At 62.7% G+C, this 18,004-nt stretch carries 19 protein-coding genes, 1 pseudogene and 1 riboswitch; of the genes and pseudogenes, 12 read left to right on the forward strand and 8 right to left on the reverse strand.

All coding sequences use genetic code 11. The features are described 5' to 3' along the window. From pstA to phoB, 4 genes are read left to right on the forward strand one after another with little or no spacing between them, the layout of a single operon-like run. Entirely contained in the window at positions 1 to 846 is an 846-nt protein-coding gene (pstA, locus tag V1294_RS06080; protein ID WP_108519558.1) for a phosphate ABC transporter permease PstA, read from the forward strand. Next, the gene (pstB, locus tag V1294_RS06085) at positions 843 to 1,664 is read left to right on the forward strand and encodes a phosphate ABC transporter ATP-binding protein PstB (RefSeq protein ID WP_334495804.1); all 822 of its coding nucleotides are present in this window, start codon (positions 843 to 845) and stop codon (positions 1,662 to 1,664) included. The genes pstA and pstB overlap by 4 nt, the downstream gene beginning before the upstream one ends. A gap of 11 nt (positions 1,665 to 1,675) precedes the next feature. Further along, on the forward strand, positions 1,676 to 2,392 hold the full coding sequence (gene phoU, locus V1294_RS06090) for a phosphate signaling complex protein PhoU (RefSeq protein ID WP_334488798.1): 717 nt from the start codon (positions 1,676 to 1,678) through the stop codon (positions 2,390 to 2,392). An 11-nt stretch (positions 2,393 to 2,403) separates the two neighbouring features. Beyond that, complete coding sequence (gene phoB, locus V1294_RS06095; RefSeq protein ID WP_108519555.1) at positions 2,404 to 3,105, forward strand: phosphate regulon transcriptional regulator PhoB; 702 nt, start codon at positions 2,404 to 2,406, stop codon at positions 3,103 to 3,105. Between the two features lie 13 nt (positions 3,106 to 3,118). Here phoB and V1294_RS06100 read toward each other — a convergent pair whose 3' ends face one another. Then, positions 3,119 to 3,697: a protocatechuate 3,4-dioxygenase gene (locus V1294_RS06100; RefSeq protein ID WP_334495806.1), complete on the reverse strand. Its 579-nt coding sequence runs from the start codon at positions 3,695 to 3,697 to the stop codon at positions 3,119 to 3,121. A gap of 7 nt (positions 3,698 to 3,704) precedes the next feature. Then, positions 3,705 to 4,724 (reverse strand): tripartite tricarboxylate transporter substrate-binding protein, encoded by a 1,020-nt coding sequence (locus tag V1294_RS06105; RefSeq protein WP_334495809.1) that lies wholly within the window; start codon positions 4,722 to 4,724, stop codon positions 3,705 to 3,707. Positions 4,725 to 4,813: 89 nt separating this feature from the next. Here V1294_RS06105 and V1294_RS06110 point away from each other — a divergent pair, with 89 nt between their 5' ends. Continuing rightward, entirely contained in the window at positions 4,814 to 5,755 is a 942-nt protein-coding gene (locus tag V1294_RS06110) for a LysR family transcriptional regulator (protein ID WP_334495811.1), read from the forward strand. Positions 5,756 to 5,841: 86 nt separating this feature from the next. On the opposite strand, the gene V1294_RS06115 is transcribed toward V1294_RS06110, so the two are convergent. After that, positions 5,842 to 6,351, reverse strand: coding sequence for a GcrA family cell cycle regulator (locus tag V1294_RS06115; protein WP_108519551.1), 510 nt, complete (start codon positions 6,349 to 6,351; stop codon positions 5,842 to 5,844). Between the two features lie 516 nt (positions 6,352 to 6,867). On the opposite strand from V1294_RS06115, the gene V1294_RS06120 reads away from it, so the two are divergent. From V1294_RS06120 to V1294_RS06130, 3 genes are all read left to right on the forward strand, one after another. Further along, positions 6,868 to 8,076 (forward strand): aspartate aminotransferase family protein, encoded by a 1,209-nt coding sequence (locus tag V1294_RS06120; RefSeq protein ID WP_334495813.1) that lies wholly within the window; start codon positions 6,868 to 6,870, stop codon positions 8,074 to 8,076. After that, the gene (gene argF, locus V1294_RS06125) at positions 8,076 to 9,002 is read left to right on the forward strand and encodes an ornithine carbamoyltransferase (RefSeq protein ID WP_334488818.1); all 927 of its coding nucleotides are present in this window, start codon (positions 8,076 to 8,078) and stop codon (positions 9,000 to 9,002) included. Before V1294_RS06120 ends, argF begins: the two co-directional genes overlap by 1 nt. A 299-nt stretch (positions 9,003 to 9,301) precedes the next feature. Beyond that, positions 9,302 to 10,309: an Hsp33 family molecular chaperone gene (locus tag V1294_RS06130; protein WP_334488822.1), complete on the forward strand. Its 1,008-nt coding sequence runs from the start codon at positions 9,302 to 9,304 to the stop codon at positions 10,307 to 10,309. 34 nt (positions 10,310 to 10,343) lie between these two features. Here the strand turns inward: V1294_RS06130 and V1294_RS37895 are convergent, their stop codons facing one another. From V1294_RS37895 to apaG, 4 genes and pseudogenes are all read right to left on the reverse strand, one after another. Beyond that, positions 10,344 to 10,616 carry an IS3 family transposase gene (locus V1294_RS37895; RefSeq protein ID WP_442895428.1) on the reverse strand — a complete coding sequence of 91 codons (273 nt, stop codon included), beginning with the start codon at positions 10,614 to 10,616 and terminating at the stop codon, positions 10,344 to 10,346. Next, positions 10,510 to 10,863, reverse strand: a complete 354-nt coding sequence (locus tag V1294_RS06135) for a DDE-type integrase/transposase/recombinase (RefSeq protein WP_334504518.1) — start codon at positions 10,861 to 10,863, stop codon at positions 10,510 to 10,512. The genes V1294_RS37895 and V1294_RS06135 overlap by 107 nt, the downstream gene beginning before the upstream one ends. A 151-nt stretch (positions 10,864 to 11,014) precedes the next feature. Further along, a pseudogene (locus tag V1294_RS37900) lies at positions 11,015 to 11,329 on the reverse strand (hypothetical protein); the annotation flags it as partial. A gap of 302 nt (positions 11,330 to 11,631) precedes the next feature. Beyond that, positions 11,632 to 12,024, reverse strand: a complete 393-nt coding sequence (gene apaG / locus V1294_RS06145) for a Co2+/Mg2+ efflux protein ApaG (protein ID WP_334490187.1) — start codon at positions 12,022 to 12,024, stop codon at positions 11,632 to 11,634. A 231-nt stretch (positions 12,025 to 12,255) separates the two neighbouring features. Here apaG and V1294_RS06150 point away from each other — a divergent pair, with 231 nt between their 5' ends. From V1294_RS06150 to V1294_RS06160, 3 genes are read left to right on the forward strand one after another with little or no spacing between them, the layout of a single operon-like run. Beyond that, positions 12,256 to 13,497 carry an OpgC domain-containing protein gene (locus V1294_RS06150; protein ID WP_334495816.1) on the forward strand — a complete coding sequence of 414 codons (1,242 nt, stop codon included), beginning with the start codon at positions 12,256 to 12,258 and terminating at the stop codon, positions 13,495 to 13,497. Further along, on the forward strand, positions 13,494 to 14,246 hold the full coding sequence (locus tag V1294_RS06155) for an SGNH/GDSL hydrolase family protein (protein WP_334488827.1): 753 nt from the start codon (positions 13,494 to 13,496) through the stop codon (positions 14,244 to 14,246). Before V1294_RS06150 ends, V1294_RS06155 begins: the two co-directional genes overlap by 4 nt. Before the next feature lie 13 nt (positions 14,247 to 14,259). Beyond that, positions 14,260 to 15,291: an SGNH/GDSL hydrolase family protein gene (locus tag V1294_RS06160; RefSeq protein WP_334495817.1), complete on the forward strand. Its 1,032-nt coding sequence runs from the start codon at positions 14,260 to 14,262 to the stop codon at positions 15,289 to 15,291. A 131-nt stretch (positions 15,292 to 15,422) separates the two neighbouring features. Here V1294_RS06160 and V1294_RS06165 read toward each other — a convergent pair whose 3' ends face one another. After that, entirely contained in the window at positions 15,423 to 16,616 is a 1,194-nt protein-coding gene (locus V1294_RS06165) for an O-succinylhomoserine sulfhydrylase (RefSeq protein ID WP_334495819.1), read from the reverse strand. Between the two features lie 72 nt (positions 16,617 to 16,688). Beyond that, a riboswitch (SAM riboswitch) is annotated at positions 16,689 to 16,768 on the reverse strand. 109 nt (positions 16,769 to 16,877) lie between these two features. Between V1294_RS06165 and V1294_RS06170 the strand changes: the two genes are divergently transcribed. Continuing rightward, a complete protein-coding gene (locus V1294_RS06170) occupies positions 16,878 to 17,984 on the forward strand; it encodes a 2'-deoxycytidine 5'-triphosphate deaminase (protein WP_108519670.1) in 1,107 nt (368 codons plus the stop codon). Positions 17,985 to 18,004: the final 20 nt, after the last annotated feature.

Genomic DNA, 18,004 nt, shown 5'->3' on the forward strand with positions numbered 1-18,004 from the left:
ATGAACCCGATTTACGCATCCCGCCGCCGCAACAATATCATCATCAAGTTCCTGTGCCTGGGAGCTGCGCTGTTCGGCGTGACCTGGCTGGCGCTGATCCTGTTCACGCTGTTCTACAACGGCCTTGCCGGCTTGAATCTTGCCGTCTTCACCCAGGATACGCCGCCGCCGGGTTCGACCGATGGCGGCCTGCGCAACGCCATCATCGGCTCGATCATGATGACCGTGATCGGGGTCGGCATCGGCGCGCCGCTCGGCCTGTTCGCCGGCACGTACCTCGCCGAATACGGCAAGCACGACAGGCTCACCTCGGTGATCCGCTTCATCAACGACATCCTGCTGAGCGCGCCGTCGATCATTATCGGCCTGTTCATCTACGGCGCCATCGTGGTGCCGATGGGCGGCTTCTCGGCCTTTGCCGGCTGTCTGGCGCTCGCCGTGATCGTGATCCCCGTCGTGGTGCGCACCACCGAGGACATGCTGGGGCTGGTGCCCAATCCGCTGCGCGAGGCGGCCTCCGCGCTCGGCCTGCCGCGCTCGCTGGTGATCCGGCGGATCGCCTATCGTGCGGCCCGCTCAGGCCTGATCACCGGCGTGCTGCTCGCCACCGCCCGCGTCGCCGGTGAAACCGCGCCGCTGCTGTTCACCGCGCTTTCGAACCAGTTCTTCAGCCTGGACATGACCAAGACGATGGCCAACCTGCCGGTCACCATCAACAACTTCGTGCAGAGCCCCTATGTCTACTGGAAACAGCTCGCCTGGAGCGGGGCGCTCTTGATCACGCTCACCGTACTTGCCCTGAATATTGGCGCGCGCATTCTCGGCGCCGAGAGGACATCCAAATGACCGATCTCTCCGTATCCGTGAGTTCCGCGAGCGGGCCCGTTCCGCAGGTGGCGCTGCCCGAGGCCGCGCCCAAGGTGACCGCCCGCGGCCTGAACTTTTACTATGGCGACCATCACGCGCTGAAGAACATCAACCTGACGCTCGGCACCCACCGCGTCACCGCCTTCATCGGCCCGTCCGGCTGCGGCAAGTCCACGCTGCTGCGGATCTTCAACCGGATGTACGATCTCTATCCCGGCCAGAAGGCGACCGGGCAATTGATGCTCGACCAGACCAACATCCTCGACCCCAAGCTCGACCTCAATCTGCTGCGGGCCCGCGTCGGCATGGTGTTCCAGAAGCCGACGCCGTTCCCGATGACGATCTACGAAAACATCGCCTTCGGCATCCGCCTCTATGAGAAGATCTCCAAGTCCGAGATGGATGGCCGGGTCGAGAAGGCGCTGCGCGGCGGCGCGCTGTGGAACGAGGTCAAGGACAAGCTGAACGCCTCGGGCCTCTCACTGTCCGGCGGCCAGCAGCAGCGGCTCTGCATCGCGCGCACGGTCGCGGTGCGGCCCGAGGTGATTTTGTTTGACGAGCCGTGCTCGGCGCTGGACCCGATTTCGACCGCCAAGATCGAGGAATTGATCCAGGAGCTGGCGGAGGACTACACCATCGCCATCGTCACCCATAACATGCAGCAGGCGGCCCGCGTCTCGGACAAGACCGCCTTCATGTATCTCGGTGAGCTGATCGAGTTCGACGACACCAACAAGATTTTCACCTCGCCGAGCGATCGACGCACCCAGGACTACATCACCGGCCGGTTCGGTTGAGGAGATAACACATGGCTTCTGAACACACCGCCAAGGCATTTGACAGCGATCTTCAGGAATTGACCCGCCTGGTCGCCGAGATGGGCGGCCTGGTCGAACGCATGATCACCGAATCCGTCGATGCGCTGATCCGCCGCGACGTCGCGCTCGGCAAGCGCGTTGTCGCTGCCGACGTTGAAATCGACCGCCTGCAGCATGCAATCGAGGAACGCGCGGTGCTGACCATCGCGCGGCGCCAGCCGATGGCGATCGACCTGCGCGAAATCGTCGGCGCCATGCGGGTTGCCACCGATCTGGAGCGGATCGGCGACCTCGCCAAGAACATGGGCAAGCGGGTTGCCGCGCTGGAGAACGATTTCCAGCCACTGAAGCTGATCCGCGGCCTCGAGCACATGACCGATCTGGTGCAGTCGCAGGTCAAGTCGGTGCTGGATGCCTATGCGGCGCACGACCTGCCGGCGGCGATGGCGGTCTGGAAGGGCGACGAGGAAGTCGACGCCATCTGCACCTCGCTGTTCCGCGAACTTCTCACCTACATGATGGAAGATCCGCGCAACATCTCGTTCTGCATTCATTTGATGTTCTGCGCCAAGAACATCGAACGGATCGGCGACCACGCCACCAACATCGCCGAAACCGTATTCTACATGATCGAGGGACAGCAGATGCTCGACCAGCGCCCCAAGGGCGACATGACGACGTTTGCGACCACGATACCGAATAGCTGAGGGATACAAGAATGAGCGCGCGCATAATGGTGGTCGAGGACGAGGAAGCGCTGACCACGCTGTTGCGCTACAACCTCGACGCTGAAGGCTATGACGTCGAAACCGTCGCCCGCGGCGACGACGCCGATACGCGGCTGAAGGAGCGCGTGCCGGATCTCGTCGTGCTCGACTGGATGCTGCCGGGGCTGTCAGGCATCGAACTCTGCCGCCGCCTGCGCGCCCGGCCGGAGACCAAGCAATTGCCGATCATCATGCTCACGGCACGCGGCGAGGAGAGCGAGCGGGTGCGGGGCCTGGCGACCGGCGCCGACGATTACATCGTCAAGCCGTTCTCGGTGCCGGAGCTGCTGGCGCGGGTGAAGGGCCTGTTGCGGCGGGCAAGTCCCGAGCGGCTCGCCACCGTGCTCACCTATGGCGACATCGAACTCGACCGCGAAAAACGCCGCGTCGCGCGTTCGGGCCGCTCCATCGATCTCGGCCCGACCGAGTATCGCCTGCTGGAATTTTTTCTCGAGCATCCCGGCCGCGTCTTCAGCCGCGAGCAGTTGCTCGACAGCGTCTGGGGCCGCGACATCTATATCGACGAGCGCACCGTCGACGTCCACATCGGCCGCCTGCGCAAACTGCTCAACCCGGGCCGCGAACAGGACCCGATCCGCACCGTGCGCGGCGCGGGGTATGCGCTGGATGACAGGTTTGCGAAGGTGGAGTAGGGCGCGACCGAAGTCAGCCCCGCGCAAGAACGATATCGAAATTCAGAACGCGATGGTCTGCTCCATCTTCCGATGGAAGTGGCTCTGCAATCAGCAGATCGGGACGCAGCGCAGCGTTGAGCAGCCTGTCGCAGGCATTGAGCGGCTCGCCGGGAAAATACATCTGGGTGATCAGCCGCTCGAATCGGCCGTGAACTTCGAAGTGGATATGAGGCGGGCGCATCCAATCTGGACCTGCGGGATAAGCTCCAGGCTTGACGGTTTTGATCCGATAGACGCCGTCGTTATCAGATAGAATGCCGACGCAACCGACAAAGCGTGGATCGAGCGGCGCGGGATTGAGGTCGTTGGCATGCACGTAGCGGCCAAAAGTGTTGGCCTGCCAGATCGTGACGGGTACCCCGCGAACGGGTTCGCCGTCGAGATTGAGCACCCTCCCTGTGACCTCGATGATTTCTCCCTGCGCACACCCTTCGAAACCCCTGACCGAGGTCAGGTCGGCTTGTGAGGCTGGCGTCTGCCCGGTCGGGAAGTAGGGACCGAGAATCTGGTCCGGTGTCCGGTGCAGCCGCGTGCCCGTTGAGTTGTCCATGACCCCCTCAATCTTCTGGCGTAAAGCCGGAGGCCTGGACGATTGGGCCCCAGCGGTCGAAATCGGATTTGATCAGTTGCGCAAATTCCTTCGGCGTTTGGCCGGCGGGATCTACGGAAAGCTTGGCCAAGGCCGTTTTGAAGGCGTCGGTGTTCACCACCGCGCGGATCGCCTCATTGAGGCGGTTCACCGTTCCGGCAGGCGTATTTGCCGGAACGAAGACGCCAAACCACTCGTTGGCTTCCAGCGCGGAATATCCGGCCTCCCGAACCGTCGGCACATCGAGAAGCAGCGGGGATCGTTGCGATCCAGTTGTCGCCAGTGCCCTTATGGCGCCGGATTGCACATGCGGCAGTGCAGTGCCGATTGGATAGATCGTAGCGGCGATTTGACCGCCGATCAGATCCTGAATGCCGCCGGGGCCGCCATAGGGCAGATGCACGAATTCGAACCTGCCCGCTTTGGCCAGGCTCACGCCGGTGAAGTGCAGCATCGACCCGGCCGCCGCCGTACCGTAGGTGGCTTGCTTGGGATTAGCCGCGCACCATTTCACGAAATCGGCCAGCGTCCTGACGTCGGCAGGCACCATCGGACCGATGGTGATCAGAAATGGAAAGGAGCAGACTGTAGTGACGGGAGCGAAATCCTTGAACGCATCATAGCCCAGCGACTTGTAGACGTGGGGAAAAACGGCGAAGCTGGAGGCGGGCGTCAGGATCATCGCCGTGCCATCGGCCGGGCCGCTTTTCAGCGCGCCGAGCGCCAGACGCCCGCCGGCGCCGGGACGATTGTCGACGATGAATGAAAGTGATTGATCCTTCATTCCCTCAACGAGCCTCCTCGCAATCACGTCGATCGTGCCCCCCGCACCGAACCCCACCAGCATCCGCGAAGCTGTCTGGGCGCTCGCCATGCGGATCGCGTCGGGGACAATGGCGGCGAGGCCGCCCGCGCACGCCATCGATACGAATCTTCGCTTCGTGATCATGTGATCGTCCTTCTCCAGCGAATTTGTCCGGTCGGTCATCATCGAACCGCCGCCAACTCTGGTCCGCCGGGGCATTATCTGGTAGACCGAAAATTGCGGCATCCCTGTAACCGCTGGGTTAAGCCCGAATGGACTGGTCGGATCGAATTGGCCGCCGCATCAAGTTGCGGGACCTTCATATTGTGATGGCGGTTGCCGACACCGGCAGCATGGCGAAGGCGGCTGCCAGGCTCAGAATTTCACATCCTGCCGTCTCCAAGGCGGTATCCGAAATTGAAGGCACGCTCGGCGTGCGATTGTTCGATCGAGGCTCGCAGGGCGCCGAACTCACGGCCTATGGCGAGGTGTTGCTTCGATGCGGCATCAATGTCTTCGACGAGATGCAACAAGGCCTTCGCTCGCTCCAACATTTGTCCGATCCAAACTCGGGCGAGGTGAGGGTGGGATGCACCGACATCATTCTGCACAGCCTGGTGCCGGCTATCGTGCGGGAATTTTCCAAGGCACATCCCGGCGTTCAGCTTGACGTGAAGCTGACCAATCCGGGTGGACATCAAATTCAGGAACTGCGCGAGCGCAAAATTGATCTGCTGATTACGAGAGCCACGGGACAGCACGAGGACTTCCATTCCGAAGTCCTGTTCGATGAACCCTTTGTCTTCGTTGTGGGGGCGCAAAGTGAATTGGCGCGAAAGCGCCGAATTGACCTCACGGACATCATTAAGGGCAATTGGGTCCTGCCACCCTATGACAGCGCGCCAGGCGCGCTCGTTGGCGAGGTATTTCGAGCGAATGGCTTTTCGCCACCGAAGCCGTTGGTCAAAACGATAGCTATTCAGCTCACCGTGTCGCTTATTGCGAGCGGAGAATTTGTAGGAATTCTTCCCATGTCCGTCGCGGCATTAAGCGCGCATCAAGCCGCTTTGAGGGTTTTGCCGTTAAAATCGGCGGGCCCACGGATTTCGGCCGAAATCGTATTTTTGAAGAATCGAACGCTTGGCCCTGCGGTCGCGTCGTTTATCGATTGCACGCGGGAAGTCACGAAATCGCTTGTCCGCGTGCGGCGTTGATTGTTGAAACGGGCTGGCGCACCAGCCAAACCTGACCACGAACGTCTGTGGTTATGGGTCCCGGCTCAAGGCCGGGACGATAGCAACTACCGCGTCGGCTTCGGCTGCTGCCTGCGCCGGTCGGCAGCCGGCTGATACGCAACGCGCGAGTGATGCGCGCAATAGGGCAGGCCCGCGAGTGCCTTGCCGCCGCAGAAGAAAAATTCCGGGCTTGAGGGATCGCCGACCGGCCAGTGGCAGGTGGCTTCGTTCAGTTCGAGCAGCGACAGCCGCTGGCTCATAGGCACCACATTGTCGACGGCGATCGGATCCGGCTCCATCTCGACCTCGAAGGCATGCGCCAGCGCGGTGTTGCCGCGCGAGACCGGGCGCGACACCCGCATCATCTGCTGGGCCGGACGCGCCTTGCGCTGCCGCGGGGCGGCCGAGGAGGGGCTCTTGGCGCGGCCGGACAAGCCCAGCCGGTGCACTTTGCCGATCACTGCGTTTCGCGTCACATTTCCGAGTTCCGCGGCGATCTGGCTGGCCGATAATCCGGCTTCCCAGAGCTTTTTCAGCTGCTCGACGCGATCGTCGGACCAGGTCAATACCGTCATCGTATTCTTCCCTTCGCATCGCGCCGGCCGATCAGGGGCAGCGCTGGCGACGTCATTCGTCTCTAAAATCCCTGCGGTCAGAATCCCTTAGCCCTCGCCGGGCGCGGAAACCGGCCCGAACGTCTACGCTGTACAAAATGGACTCTTGGGATCAGAACTGCCGCACGAGATGTCGTACCCGACAGCCCAAAAGCTACAATATGGCGTGACTCCGGCGCAAGAGTCCGGGCCCGCGCGTCCACATGTTCCGACATCTAGGCATTGCACTGCGTGTTTTCCACCACACCGCAATCCTACGGATTCCCCCATCTTGCAGTGCAGGAAAGGCGGCTTCGTGGCGTGTTGACAGCGCCCCCCGCCCACATAGAATGCCTCCCACGTGCCGCCCTTAAGAGGCGGCACGTTTCGTTTTCGCAAGACCGGCCGTTGCCGCCTTCGCGCCACTGCACGCGTGTGCTCCGCGGCAGGTCTTGAAAGCGGGTCTCAAACCTTCAGTGCAAACCATTTGTGATCGCCATGACCAATAGCGCCACGTCGCATCTGCTCCCCGTCTTCGCCAGGGTCGATCTCGGCTTCGAACGCGGCGAGGGCTGCTGGCTGACCGCAACCAATGGCGAGCGCTATCTCGACTTCACCTCGGGCGTTGCGGTGAACGCGCTGGGTCATTGCCATCCGCACCTGATCAAGGCGCTGCAGGAACAGTCGACAAAACTCTGGCACATGTCGAACCTATTCAAGAGCCCGGATGGCGATAAGCTTGCCGCGCGGCTCTGCGAGCAGAGCTTTGCCGACCTGGTGTTCTTCTGCAATTCCGGCGCCGAGGCGATGGAAGGCGTGATCAAGGTCGTGCGCCGCTATCAATTCTCCAAGGGGCATCCCGAGCGCTATCGGCTCGTCACGTTCGAGGGCGCGTTCCATGGCCGCACGCTCGGCACGCTCGCCGCCACCGGCTCCGCCAAATATCTCGAAGGCTTTGGCCCGCCAATGGACGGCTTCGACCAGGTGCCGCATGGCGATCTCGAAGCGGTGAAGAAGGCGATCGGGCCGCACACCGCGGGTATCCTGATCGAGCCGGTGCAGGGCGAGGGCGGTGTGCGCTCCGCGCCGCAGGCTTTCTTCAAGGCGCTGCGCCAGCTCTGTGACGAGCACGGCCTGCTGCTGGCGTTCGACGAGGTGCAGACCGGCATGGGCCGCACCGGCGATCTCTTTGCCTACAAGCGCGTCGGCGTGACGCCGGACGTGATGTCCCTGGCGAAAGCGCTCGGCGGCGGCTTTCCGATCGGCGCGGTGCTGGCCACCGCCGAGGCCGCCTCCGGCATGACGCCGGGCTCGCACGGCTCGACCTTCGGCGGCAATCCGCTGGCGATCGCTGCCGCCAATGCCGTGCTCGACGTGATGCTGAAGCCCGGCTTCTTCGACCATGTACAGAAGATGTCGCTGCTGCTGAAACAGAAACTCGCCTCCGTGGTCGATCGCTATCCCGCCGTGCTCTCGGAAGTGCGCGGCGAGGGGCTCCTGGTCGGCGTCAAGGCCGTGGTGCCCTCAGGCGATCTCGTCAATGCGTTGCGCGGCGAGAAATTGCTCACCGTCGGCGCCGGCGACAATGTGGTGCGGTTCCTGGCGCCGCTGATCGTGACCGAGGCCGAGATCGACGAGTCCGTTCAGATGCTCGAGCGCGCCTGCGTCGCGCTGTCGAGTGCGCAGTTGAAGAAGGCGGCGGGATGATGAGCAAATCCGTCCGTCACTTCCTCGACATCAACGAATTGCCGCCGAAGGAGTTGCGCAACATGCTGGCGCTGAGCGCCGACATGAAGGCGAAGCTCAAGGCACATGACAAGGGCAAGAAGCCGCTCGAAGGCAAAACGCTGGCGATGATCTTCGAACGTCCCTCGACGCGCACGCGGGTGTCGTTCGACGTCGGCATGCGCCAACTCGGCGGCGAGTCGATCATGCTGACCGGGGCCGAAATGCAGCTCGGCCGCGGCGAGACCATCGCCGACACCGCGCGCGTGCTGTCGCGCTATGTCGATGCGATCATGATTCGCATCCTCAATCACGACGCGCTTTTGGAACTGGCCGCGCACGCCACCGTGCCCGTCATCAACGGGCTGACGCGGCGCTCGCATCCCTGCCAGGTGATGGCCGATCTGATGACCTTCGAGGAGCATCGCGGGCCGATCGAGGGCAAGACCGTGGCCTGGACCGGCGACGACAACAACGTGCTGGCGTCGTGGGCGCATGCGGCGGAGCGTTTCAAGTTCCAGCTCAATGTCGCGACCCCGCCGCAGCTCGCGCCGAACAAGGCGATGAAGGACTGGATCAAGGCGACGCAAGCGCCCATCGTGCTCGGCAACGATCCCGAGGCCGCCGTCCGCGGCGCCGACTGTGTCGTCACGGATACGTGGGTGTCGATGGGCGACAAGGACGGCGAACATCGCCACAACGTGCTCAAGCCCTATCAGGTCAATGAGAAGCTGATGTCGCTGGCGAAGAGTGATGCGATCTTCATGCATTGCCTGCCCGCGCATCGCGGCGAGGAAGTCACCGACGAAGTGATCGACGGTCCGCAATCGGTGGTGTTCGACGAAGCGGAAAATCGCCTGCACGCGCAAAAGGGCATATTGGCCTGGTGTTTTAACGAAGTGGCGTAGCTCTCTCCGTCGTCCCTGCCTAGTGCGCAATTGCGCAATAGGCGCAGCGACCTAGTTCGTAGCCCGGATGGAGCGAAGCGAAATCCGGGAAAGTGCAAGCGGCGTGAGCGGTCCCGGATTGCGCGGAGCCTGTCATCGGGCGCGCATTCGCGCGACCCGTTGGCTCCATCCGGGCTACGGACCTGCGGCCCAACGACGCCGGTGGTCATGGTCTGCGTTCGCAGGGACGACGTGTGGAGATAGTTTCGCCGCTCTTCAACCCCTTTCGTTTTGCATGTTCCGACCCCAGATAAGGCTCCATGGATTCACAATCAGATATCAAAATCACGACCGAGGCGCCCGTTCGCGCGCCCTCGTCCGTTCCCGTCGATGACGCGGTGCTGCCGTTCGAGGTCGCAGAACTCGATCTGCGCGGGCGGCTGACCCGGCTCGGCCCCGCGCTCGACGACATTCTGACCAAGCACGATTATCCGCCTGCTGTCGGCAAGCTGCTTGGGGAAGCGATCGTGCTGGCGACGCTGCTCGGCACGGCGCTGAAATTCGACGGCCGCTTCATCCTGCAGACCCAGACGGACGGCCCGGTCTCGTTCCTGATCGTGGATTTCCAGTCGCCGGATCGCCTGCGCGCCTATGCGCGCTATGACGCGAGGCGGCTGAAGGAAGGCCAGGATTCTGGCCAACTGCTCGGCAAGGGCCATCTGGCGATGACCATCGACCAAGGACAGGACATGAGCCGCTACCAGGGCCTGGTGGCGCTCGACGGTGGCAGTCTCGAGGACGCCGCGCATGAATATTTCCTGCGCTCCGAGCAGATCCCGACCCGCGTGCGGCTCGCGGTCGGCGAGGAATGGCGCGGCGGCGACGGTAGCGGCCCGAAGCACCGCTGGCGCGCCGGCGGCATGCTGCTGCAGTTTCTGCCCAAGGCGCCGGAGCGCGCGCGGCAGGCCGATTTGCATCCCGGCGATGCACCTGATGGCGCGGTGACGCATTCCGTTGCCGAGGATGATGCCTGGGTCGAGGGCCAGTCGCTGATCGGCACCGTCGAGGATGTCGAGCTGATCGATCCCGATCTGTCGGGCGAGCGCCTGCTGTATCGGCTGTTTCACGAACGCGGCGTGCGCGTGTTCACGCCGCTGCCGTTGCGCGCGCAATGCTCCTGCTCGCGCGAGGCGGTCTCTGCGATGCTGAAAAGCTTTGCGCCGAAAGACCGCGCCGAGATGGTGAAAGACGACAAGGTAGTGGTGACCTGCGAGTTCTGCTCCTCGGTCTACCAGTTCACCCCGCATGAAGCGGGCGTGGAGGAGTAGGCGACCGTTTCGCCGTCATTGCTGTCGATGTTCACTAATTCGCTGATTGGATCGCGGTGGCCTTGGTAGCGGCGAAGGCCTTGGGAGTTTGCCCTGCCAAGGCCTGATGGGGCCTGTGGTTGTTGTAGTAGATCAGGTACTCGAACAGTTCGTTGGCGAAGTGGTCGAGATTGTCGAAGGTGGCGCCCTCGATGACGTCCTCATCGAGGGCGCCAGAAGCGTTCGACCTTGCCGTTGGTCTGCGGCCGATAGGGCCTGGTGTAGCGGTGTTTGATGCCGAGCTCGAGCAGCATGGCCTCGAACGGATGCTCGTCCGGCTTGGTGCGGGCGGCGAACTCGGCGCCGTTGTCGGACAGGATTTCGGTAAAGACGAGCCCGTAGGTGACGTTGAGGGTGTTGATCATTTTCAGGGTCTTGAACATGACCGGCAGCGCCTTCTTGGAGGTCAGGACCTCGGCCCAGGCCAGCCGCGAGCAACTGTCGATCAGGCTGACGATGTAGGCCGTGGCCGGGGGTGGCGCGAGAAAACATATCGCGCGGCAATTGATGCAGATCGACGTGGCCGAGCTCTCCGAGCTTGTCCTTGATAATGCGGCGTTTCTCCTCGCGCATCGCCGGCGTGCGGCGGTTCAGCCCATAGCGTGTCAGCACCCGATAGATGGTCGAGGGCGAGGGTATCGTGTCGCGCCGCTCGCGCAAGACGGCATGGATCTCGTAGCGGTTCATACCCTTCTGCCGGCATGCAACGATCTCCGCCTCGATGCCCTCTGGCTCGCGCCGTTCCCGCCATTTGGGTCCACGGCGGCGCGGCAACAAATCTGCCTCATCGCCGCTCTGCAGATAGCGGTTGTAATACTTGCGGAACGTCTGCGAGCAGGTTCCGTGGTGGCGGTAGAAATCCCCAACCCGCTTGAACAGCTTCGACCGGCCCGCCTTTACCGCCTCGTACTCCGGGATCAGGAACCGCCACTTCTGCAGGTAATTGCGTTCAATCGTCCGGTCATAGCTGTTATCGCGCATTGGATCGTCCTCCAGAGGAGCGATCCAATCAGCGAATTAGTGAACATGCACAATTGCGAGCGAAGCGAAGCAATCCACGTCTCCGCAAGCCGCGCTATGGATTGCTTCGCTTCGCTCGCAATGAAGGGGCCGGAACGATGCCCCTGAAATCCGTCGGAATCCGTGGCCCGGATGGAGCCAACGGGTCGCGCGAATGCGCGCCCGATGACAGGCTCCGCGCAATCCGGGATTCTCACCGCCGGCCAAACCTGTCCCGGATTGCGCTGCGCTCCATCCGGGCTACGAAGGAAGGCACGTTGCCCCTAATTCAACACCCGCTTGTTATCCGGGCTATCCAGCGAGAACGTCGGCACATCGACCTCGAACCGCTCGCCGCTTGCGCTGACCATCTGGTAGCGCCCGGTCATGAAGCCCGACGCGGTCGGCAGCGGCACGCCGCTCGTGTATTCGAAGCGCTCGCCCGGCGCCAGCACAGGCTGCTCACCGACCACGCCTTCGCCGCGGACGTCCTGCTTGTGGCCGGTGGCGTCGGTGATGATCCAGTGCCGGGTGCGGAGCTGCACGGTCTCGGCGCCGGTATTGGTGATGACGATGGTGTAGGACCAGAAATATTGGCCGCGATCGACCGACGAGCGCTCGGGGAGGAAGTTCGGCTCGACGGTAACTTCGATCTGGCGGGTGACGGCGCGGTACATGCGGGCAAGCTTTCGGAAATCCTGTTCCGTATCATAGCCAAGAATGCCGGGGGAACAATCTCCGGTCAGCCGGGTTTGCCGCTTGTTTGATCGCGGTTTCAACATAGTTCCGTTCTAGAGCGCACCCGCGCGGTCCGGCTCCGTATCTGTTTGCGTATCTTGTGTGCAAGTTGCGGGCCGATATTATCTTTCCCGGACAGTGCACGCGTAAATCTCAATTAGCGGTGCCAGATGTCGTCCATTGCCGATCCAGTTGCCGGAAGGCCTATCAGCGATACCAAGGCCGCGGTGGCTTCTGCGCCGGCGATCACGCTGCCCGTTGCCGGCGAGCGCGAATTGCGGCTCGACCTGTTTCGCGGGTTGGCGCTGTGGCTGATCTTCATCGACCATCTGCCGACCAACATTCTGACCTGGTTCACCATCCGCAATTACGGATTTTCCGACGCCGCCGAGATCTTCATCTTCATCTCCGGCTACACCGCCGCCTTCGTCTACGGCCGCGCGATGCTGCAGGCCGGCTTCGTGGTGGCCACCGCGCGCATCATGCGCCGGGTCTGGCAGATCTACGTCGCCCATGTGTTCCTGTTCGTGATCTTCCTCGCCGAAATTTCCTACGTCGCCACCCGTTTCGAGAACCCGCTCTACAGCGAGGAAATGGGCATCATGGATTTTCTCAAGCAGCCGGATGTCACTATCATCCAGGCGCTGCTGTTGCGCTTCCGTCCCGTCAATATGGACGTGCTGCCGCTCTACATCGTGCTGATGCTGTTTCTGCCTGTCATCCTGTGGCTGATGAAGTGGCGGGCCGACGTCGCGCTCGGCCTGTCGGTGCTGCTGTATGCGTTGACCTGGCAGTTCGACTGGTATCTGACGGCCTATCCGAGCGGCTTCTGGATTTTCAATCCGTTCTGCTGGCAGTTGCTGTTCGTGTTCGGCGCGTGGTGCGCGCTGGGCGGCGCCGCACGGATGTCGCGAGTCCTGTCGTCGCCGGTGACGATGTGGATTTGCATTGTCTATGTCACGTTCGCATTCTTCGTCACCTTGACCTGGCACATCCCGCAGCTCAACTTCCTGATGCCGAAGCGGCTCGAACAGTGGATGTATCCGATCACCAAGACGGATCTGGACGTGCTGCGGTTTGCCCATTTCCTGGCGCTGGCTGCGCTCACCGTGCGCATCCTGCCCAAGGATTGGTCGGGTCTGAAATCGCGCTGGCTGCGACCATTGATCCTGTGTGGTCAGCATTCGCTTGAGATATTCTGCCTCGGCGTCTTCCTGGCCTTCGCAGGGCACTTCGTGCTGGCCGAAGTTGGCGGGGGTGCTGTCACGCACGCCCTGGTCAGCCTTGCCGGAATCCTCATCATGTGGGGCGTCGCGTGGGTGATTTCGTGGTACAAGCATTCGGCCGACAAAGATGCGTCCAGGACCAAGCGCACGGGCGGCAATGCCGATATGGCTGGAGGGAGCGTATGAGGCCCGGTTCTGGTGCCGTACTAGCCCTGTCCCTGCTCGCCGGCCTTGCGGTTACCGGTTTGGCGCGGGCCGAGGATGCCACCTGCGAGGTGCCGGCCTATCTGCTGAGCACCGAAAGCCTGCTGCCGAAGGTCACCGAGGCCGTCAAGAACGGCCGGCCGCTGACCATCCTCGTGGTGGGTAGTCGTTCCTCGACCATCGCCGCTTCGGCCGACAGCGCCTATCCCGCCCAACTGCAGGCCGCCCTCAAGGAGAAGCTGCCCTCGATCCAGATCAACCTATCCGTAGAACTACAGCCCGGGAAAACTGCGGAGGAGACTGACACCACCCTCGTTAAGCTGGTGGAAGCAAAAAGGCCTACTTTGGTCATCTGGCAGACCGGAACCGTCGATGCTATGCGATCCGTCGATCCCGACGATTTTCGCGGCGCCGTCGGGGACGGGGTTGCTGCGCTGCAAAATGCGGGAGCCGATGTGGTTCTGATTAATCCGCAATACAGCCCGCGCACGGAGACGATGATTTCTGCGCCGCCATACCTAGATAATATGCGCGTGGTGGCGCAGCAGCTTAATGTTCCGCTGTTTGACCGGTTTGCCATCATGCGTCACTGGAATGATGCCGGAGATTTCGACCTGTTCAGTACTTTTCACGGCACCGACATGGCCAAACGGGTTCATGGCTGCCTCGGCCGCGCGCTGTCGAAATTTGTGCTCGATGCGGCTCGCCTCGATCAGGCGCAGCAGAATTAGGGAACTAGCGTTAATGAGTCGTTACTACCCTTTTTGTTTGTCGACATTGCCGACCGTCTTTGCCGCGAGCCTGGCGCTATTGATGCCCGCCTCGGTGCTTCCGCTGCTTGCCCAGACGGCCCCGCAACAGACCGCCCAGCAGGCGGCGCTGTCCGATAACGCCAAAGCTGACAACAAGGCTGAAAAAAAGCCTTCGGCTGAAAGCGCCCCGCCGCAGGCCGTTCCCTCGGCCGCCGTCAATCCGGCGGCGCAGAAGGGCATCACCGGCAAGGCGATCGACAAGGTGAAGGAGGTTGCGAAATCGGCCGGTGACATCTTCAGCCGTGTTCCGTGCCTGCCGCCGAAGGGCGCCTCCAAATCGATGGGGTCGCTGCCGCGCGTCGCGAGCAAGCTCGTCGCGGGGCAGCCGGTGGTGATCGTCGCGTTCGGATCGTCGTCGACCGCCGGTTTTGGTGCGACCTCGCCGGATTTCAACTATCCCAACCGGCTCGCCGCGCAATTGCGCCGGCAATATCCGACGGCCGACATCTCCGTCATCAATGCCGGCAAGGGCGGCGAGGATGCGCCGGAAATGATGAAGCGGCTGCAGACCGCCGTCATCGACCTGCATCCGGACCTGGTGATCTGGCAGGTCGGCACCAATGCGGTGCTGCGCAATCTCGATCCGGCGGAGACCGCGAAACTCGTCGAAGATGGCATTACGCGCATTCAGGCGGTTGGCGCCGACGTCGTGCTGATCGATCCGCAATATTCGCCGCGGGTCAACGAACACGCCGAAAGCGCCGGCAAGATGATGACGCTGCTGAACAAGACCGCCGAGCTTCGCAAGGTCGGCTTGTTTCCGCGCTTCGCTGTCATGAAAGACTGGCACGAAAAGCAAGCGATCCCGATCGAGAACTTCGTGATCGCCGACGGCCTGCACATGAGCGACTGGGGCTACGCCTGCTTCGCCCAACTGCTCGGCGACGACATCATCAAGTCGGTCGGCCAGATCAAGCTCGGCGTCAACGTGCCCGCGGACGTGCGGGCGTATAGGCCGATGTGAGATGCTGCCGAGGCGCGCTCAGAGTTCGTAGGGTGGGCAAAGGCGCGCTAGCGTCGTGCCCACCATTCTAGCCGAATGCACGATGTGAGATGGTGGGCACGCTTCGCTTTGCCCACCCTACCATCGTCCGATCACGCCTTCTCCAGCGCCGCCGCAAAATCCTCGATCAGATCATCGGCATGCTCAAGCCCGGCCGAGAAACGAATGAAGCCTTCGCTGATGCCGAGCTCCGTGCGCGCCTCCGGCGTCAGCCGTTGATGCGTCGTCGTCGCGGGATGGGTGACGAGGCTCTTGGAGTCGCCGAGATTGTTGGAGATGCGCGCGATCCGCAGCGCGTTGAGGCAGCGGAATGCGGCCTGCTTGCCGCCCTTGACCTCGAAGCCGACCAGCGTCGAGCCGGCGCGCATCTGCTTCTTCACCAGCTCGGCCTGCGGGTGATCGGCGCGGCCGGGATAGATCAGCCGCGAAATCTTCGGGTGCGACGCCAGCGCGTCGGCGACCTTGCCTGCCGTCTCGGTCTGCGCGCGCACGCGCACGCCAAGCGTCTCCAGGCCCTTGAGCAGGGCCCAGGCGTTGAACGGCGAGAGCGATGGCCCGGTCTGGCGCATGAAGTTGTGGATGTGCTCGGCGATGAAAGCTTCCGACGACAGGATGATGCCGCCCAGGCAGCGGCCCTGGCCGTCGATATGCTTGGTCGCGGAGTAGACCACGACGTCGGCGCCAAGCGAAAGCGGGCTCTGCCAGATCGGCGTGGCGAAGACGTTATCGACGATCAGCCGTGCGCCGCCACTGTGCGCGATCTCGGCAATCGCCGGGATGTCGAGCACGTCGAGCGTCGGATTGGTCGGGCTCTCCAGGAAGAAGGACTTGGTGTTCGGCCGCAATGCGCGCTGCCACTGGTCGAGATCAAGACCGTCGACCAGCGTCGTCTCGATGCCGTAGCGCGGCAGGAGGTCCTGCACCACGTAAAGGCACGAGCCGAACAGAGCTCTCGAAGCAACCACGTGGTCGCCGGCCCGGAGCGGTGCGAGGATCGCGGTCGTTACCGCGGCCATGCCGGTCGCGGTCGAGCGCGCGGCTTCCGCACCCTCGAGTTCGATCATGCGGCGCTCGAACATATCAATCGTCGGATTGGAATAGCGCGAATAGATAAAGCCTGGCTCCTGGCCCTTGAATCGGGCCTCGCATTGCTCCGCGCTGTCGTAGACGTAGCCTTGGGTGAGGAACAACGCCTCCGACGTCTCGCCGAATTGCGAGCGCAGCGTGCCGCCATGGACAAGGCGGGTTTCGGGACGATAGCGCTTGGTAGAACCAGTCTCAGACATGTGACCTCCGTCGTGACCATCCTTGAAAATGGTCACAAAAAACCGGCCTGGAAAAATTTCCACAGGCCGGGATCACACGTGTCCCCGGCCTGTTTAGCGATTTATTTAACGTGGCTGCAAGCCGGCCGGCTCAAATCACCACGGGATAAGTCATGCTGATATTACCTCGCGCCCTTCCCGTCAAGGCGGCCATCGGATAACCCCTAAAAGCCCATATTTACGAGGTTGGGATGACATTTGGGCCGTATTGAGGATCGCGCCGTGCCGTTCACGCTTCCGCCCGACGCCAACGGAATTCTGCCCGACCGCATGATCGCGGCGATGGCGGATGCGGGCCTGATCCTGCCGGAATATCCCTTTGTCGAAAGCCAGATCCAGCCGGCAAGCCTCGATCTGCGGCTGGGTAACATCGCCTACCGGGTGCGCGCGAGCTTCCTGCCCGGTCCCGGCGCCACGGTTGCCGAGCGCATCGACGAGTTGAAGCTGCACGAAATCGACCTCTCCGACGGCGCGGTGCTGGAGACCAACTGCGTCTACATCGTGCCGCTGCTGGAGAGCCTCGCGCTGCCGCCGTCAATCGTGGCCGCCGCCAATCCAAAGAGCTCCACCGGGCGGCTCGACGTCTTCACGCGCGTGATCGCCGACGGCACCCGCCGCTTCGACATGATCGGCGCGGGCTATCACGGCCCGCTCTATGCCGAGATCAGCCCGAAGACGTTTCCCGTTCTGCTGCGCGAGGGCTCGCGGCTCAGCCAGGTGCGCTTCCGCACTGGAGATGCCATTCTCAACGCCGACGAACTCGACGCACTGCACGGCGCCGAGCGGCTGGTCGATATCGACGACGCAGATTTGGCCAATGGCGTGGCGCTGTCAGTCGATCTCTCCGGCGAAAACACATCAGGCTTCGTCGGCTACCGCGCCAAGCGCCACACCGGCGTGGTCGATATCGACCGCCGTGGCGGCTATGCCGTCGATGAGTTCTGGGAGCCGATCCCGGCCCGCCCGGACGGCAGCCTCATCCTCGATCCCGGCGAATTCTACATCCTAGCCTCGAAGGAAGCCGTGCAGGTGCCGCCGGATTACGCCGCCGAGATGGTGCCGTTCGATCCCTTGGTCGGCGAATTCCGCGTGCACTACGCGGGATTTTTCGATCCCGGCTTCGGCTATGCCGGCGCCGGCGGGCAGGGCGCGCGCGCCGTGCTCGAAGTGCGCTCGCGCGAGGTGCCGTTCATCCTCGAGCACGGCCAGATCGTCGGCCGCCTGGTCTATGAGAAAATGCTGTCGCGGCCCCACTCCTTGTACGGCCAGCGCATCGGCTCAAACTACCAGGCGCAGGGGTTGAAGCTAAGCAAGCATTTCCGGGTGTGACTCGTCATTGCGAGCGAAGC

Origin of the sequence: Bradyrhizobium sp. AZCC 1678 (assembly GCF_036924765.1) — a bacterium.
GTDB classification, from domain to species: domain Bacteria; phylum Pseudomonadota; class Alphaproteobacteria; order Rhizobiales; family Xanthobacteraceae; genus Bradyrhizobium; species Bradyrhizobium algeriense.

Excerpts from the sequence above, each read along its gene's own strand:
- pstA (WP_108519558.1), top strand. The coding sequence starts at position 1 with ATGAACCCGATTTACGCATCCCGCCGCCGCAACAATATCATCATCAAG.
- pstB (WP_334495804.1), top strand. The coding sequence starts at position 843 with ATGACCGATCTCTCCGTATCCGTGAGTTCCGCGAGCGGGCCCGTTCCG.
- phoU (WP_334488798.1), top strand. The coding sequence starts at position 1,676 with ATGGCTTCTGAACACACCGCCAAGGCATTTGACAGCGATCTTCAGGAA.
- phoB (WP_108519555.1), top strand. The coding sequence starts at position 2,404 with ATGAGCGCGCGCATAATGGTGGTCGAGGACGAGGAAGCGCTGACCACG.
- V1294_RS06100 (WP_334495806.1), bottom strand. The coding sequence starts at position 3,697 with ATGGACAACTCAACGGGCACGCGGCTGCACCGGACACCGGACCAGATT.
- V1294_RS06105 (WP_334495809.1), bottom strand. The coding sequence starts at position 4,724 with ATGACCGACCGGACAAATTCGCTGGAGAAGGACGATCACATGATCACG.
- V1294_RS06110 (WP_334495811.1), top strand. The coding sequence starts at position 4,814 with ATGGACTGGTCGGATCGAATTGGCCGCCGCATCAAGTTGCGGGACCTT.
- V1294_RS06115 (WP_108519551.1), bottom strand. The coding sequence starts at position 6,351 with ATGACGGTATTGACCTGGTCCGACGATCGCGTCGAGCAGCTGAAAAAG.
- V1294_RS06120 (WP_334495813.1), top strand. The coding sequence starts at position 6,868 with ATGACCAATAGCGCCACGTCGCATCTGCTCCCCGTCTTCGCCAGGGTC.
- argF (WP_334488818.1), top strand. The coding sequence starts at position 8,076 with ATGAGCAAATCCGTCCGTCACTTCCTCGACATCAACGAATTGCCGCCG.
- V1294_RS06130 (WP_334488822.1), top strand. The coding sequence starts at position 9,302 with ATGGATTCACAATCAGATATCAAAATCACGACCGAGGCGCCCGTTCGC.
- apaG (WP_334490187.1), bottom strand. The coding sequence starts at position 12,024 with ATGTACCGCGCCGTCACCCGCCAGATCGAAGTTACCGTCGAGCCGAAC.
- V1294_RS06150 (WP_334495816.1), top strand. The coding sequence starts at position 12,256 with ATGTCGTCCATTGCCGATCCAGTTGCCGGAAGGCCTATCAGCGATACC.
- V1294_RS06155 (WP_334488827.1), top strand. The coding sequence starts at position 13,494 with ATGAGGCCCGGTTCTGGTGCCGTACTAGCCCTGTCCCTGCTCGCCGGC.
- V1294_RS06160 (WP_334495817.1), top strand. The coding sequence starts at position 14,260 with ATGAGTCGTTACTACCCTTTTTGTTTGTCGACATTGCCGACCGTCTTT.
- V1294_RS06165 (WP_334495819.1), bottom strand. The coding sequence starts at position 16,616 with ATGTCTGAGACTGGTTCTACCAAGCGCTATCGTCCCGAAACCCGCCTT.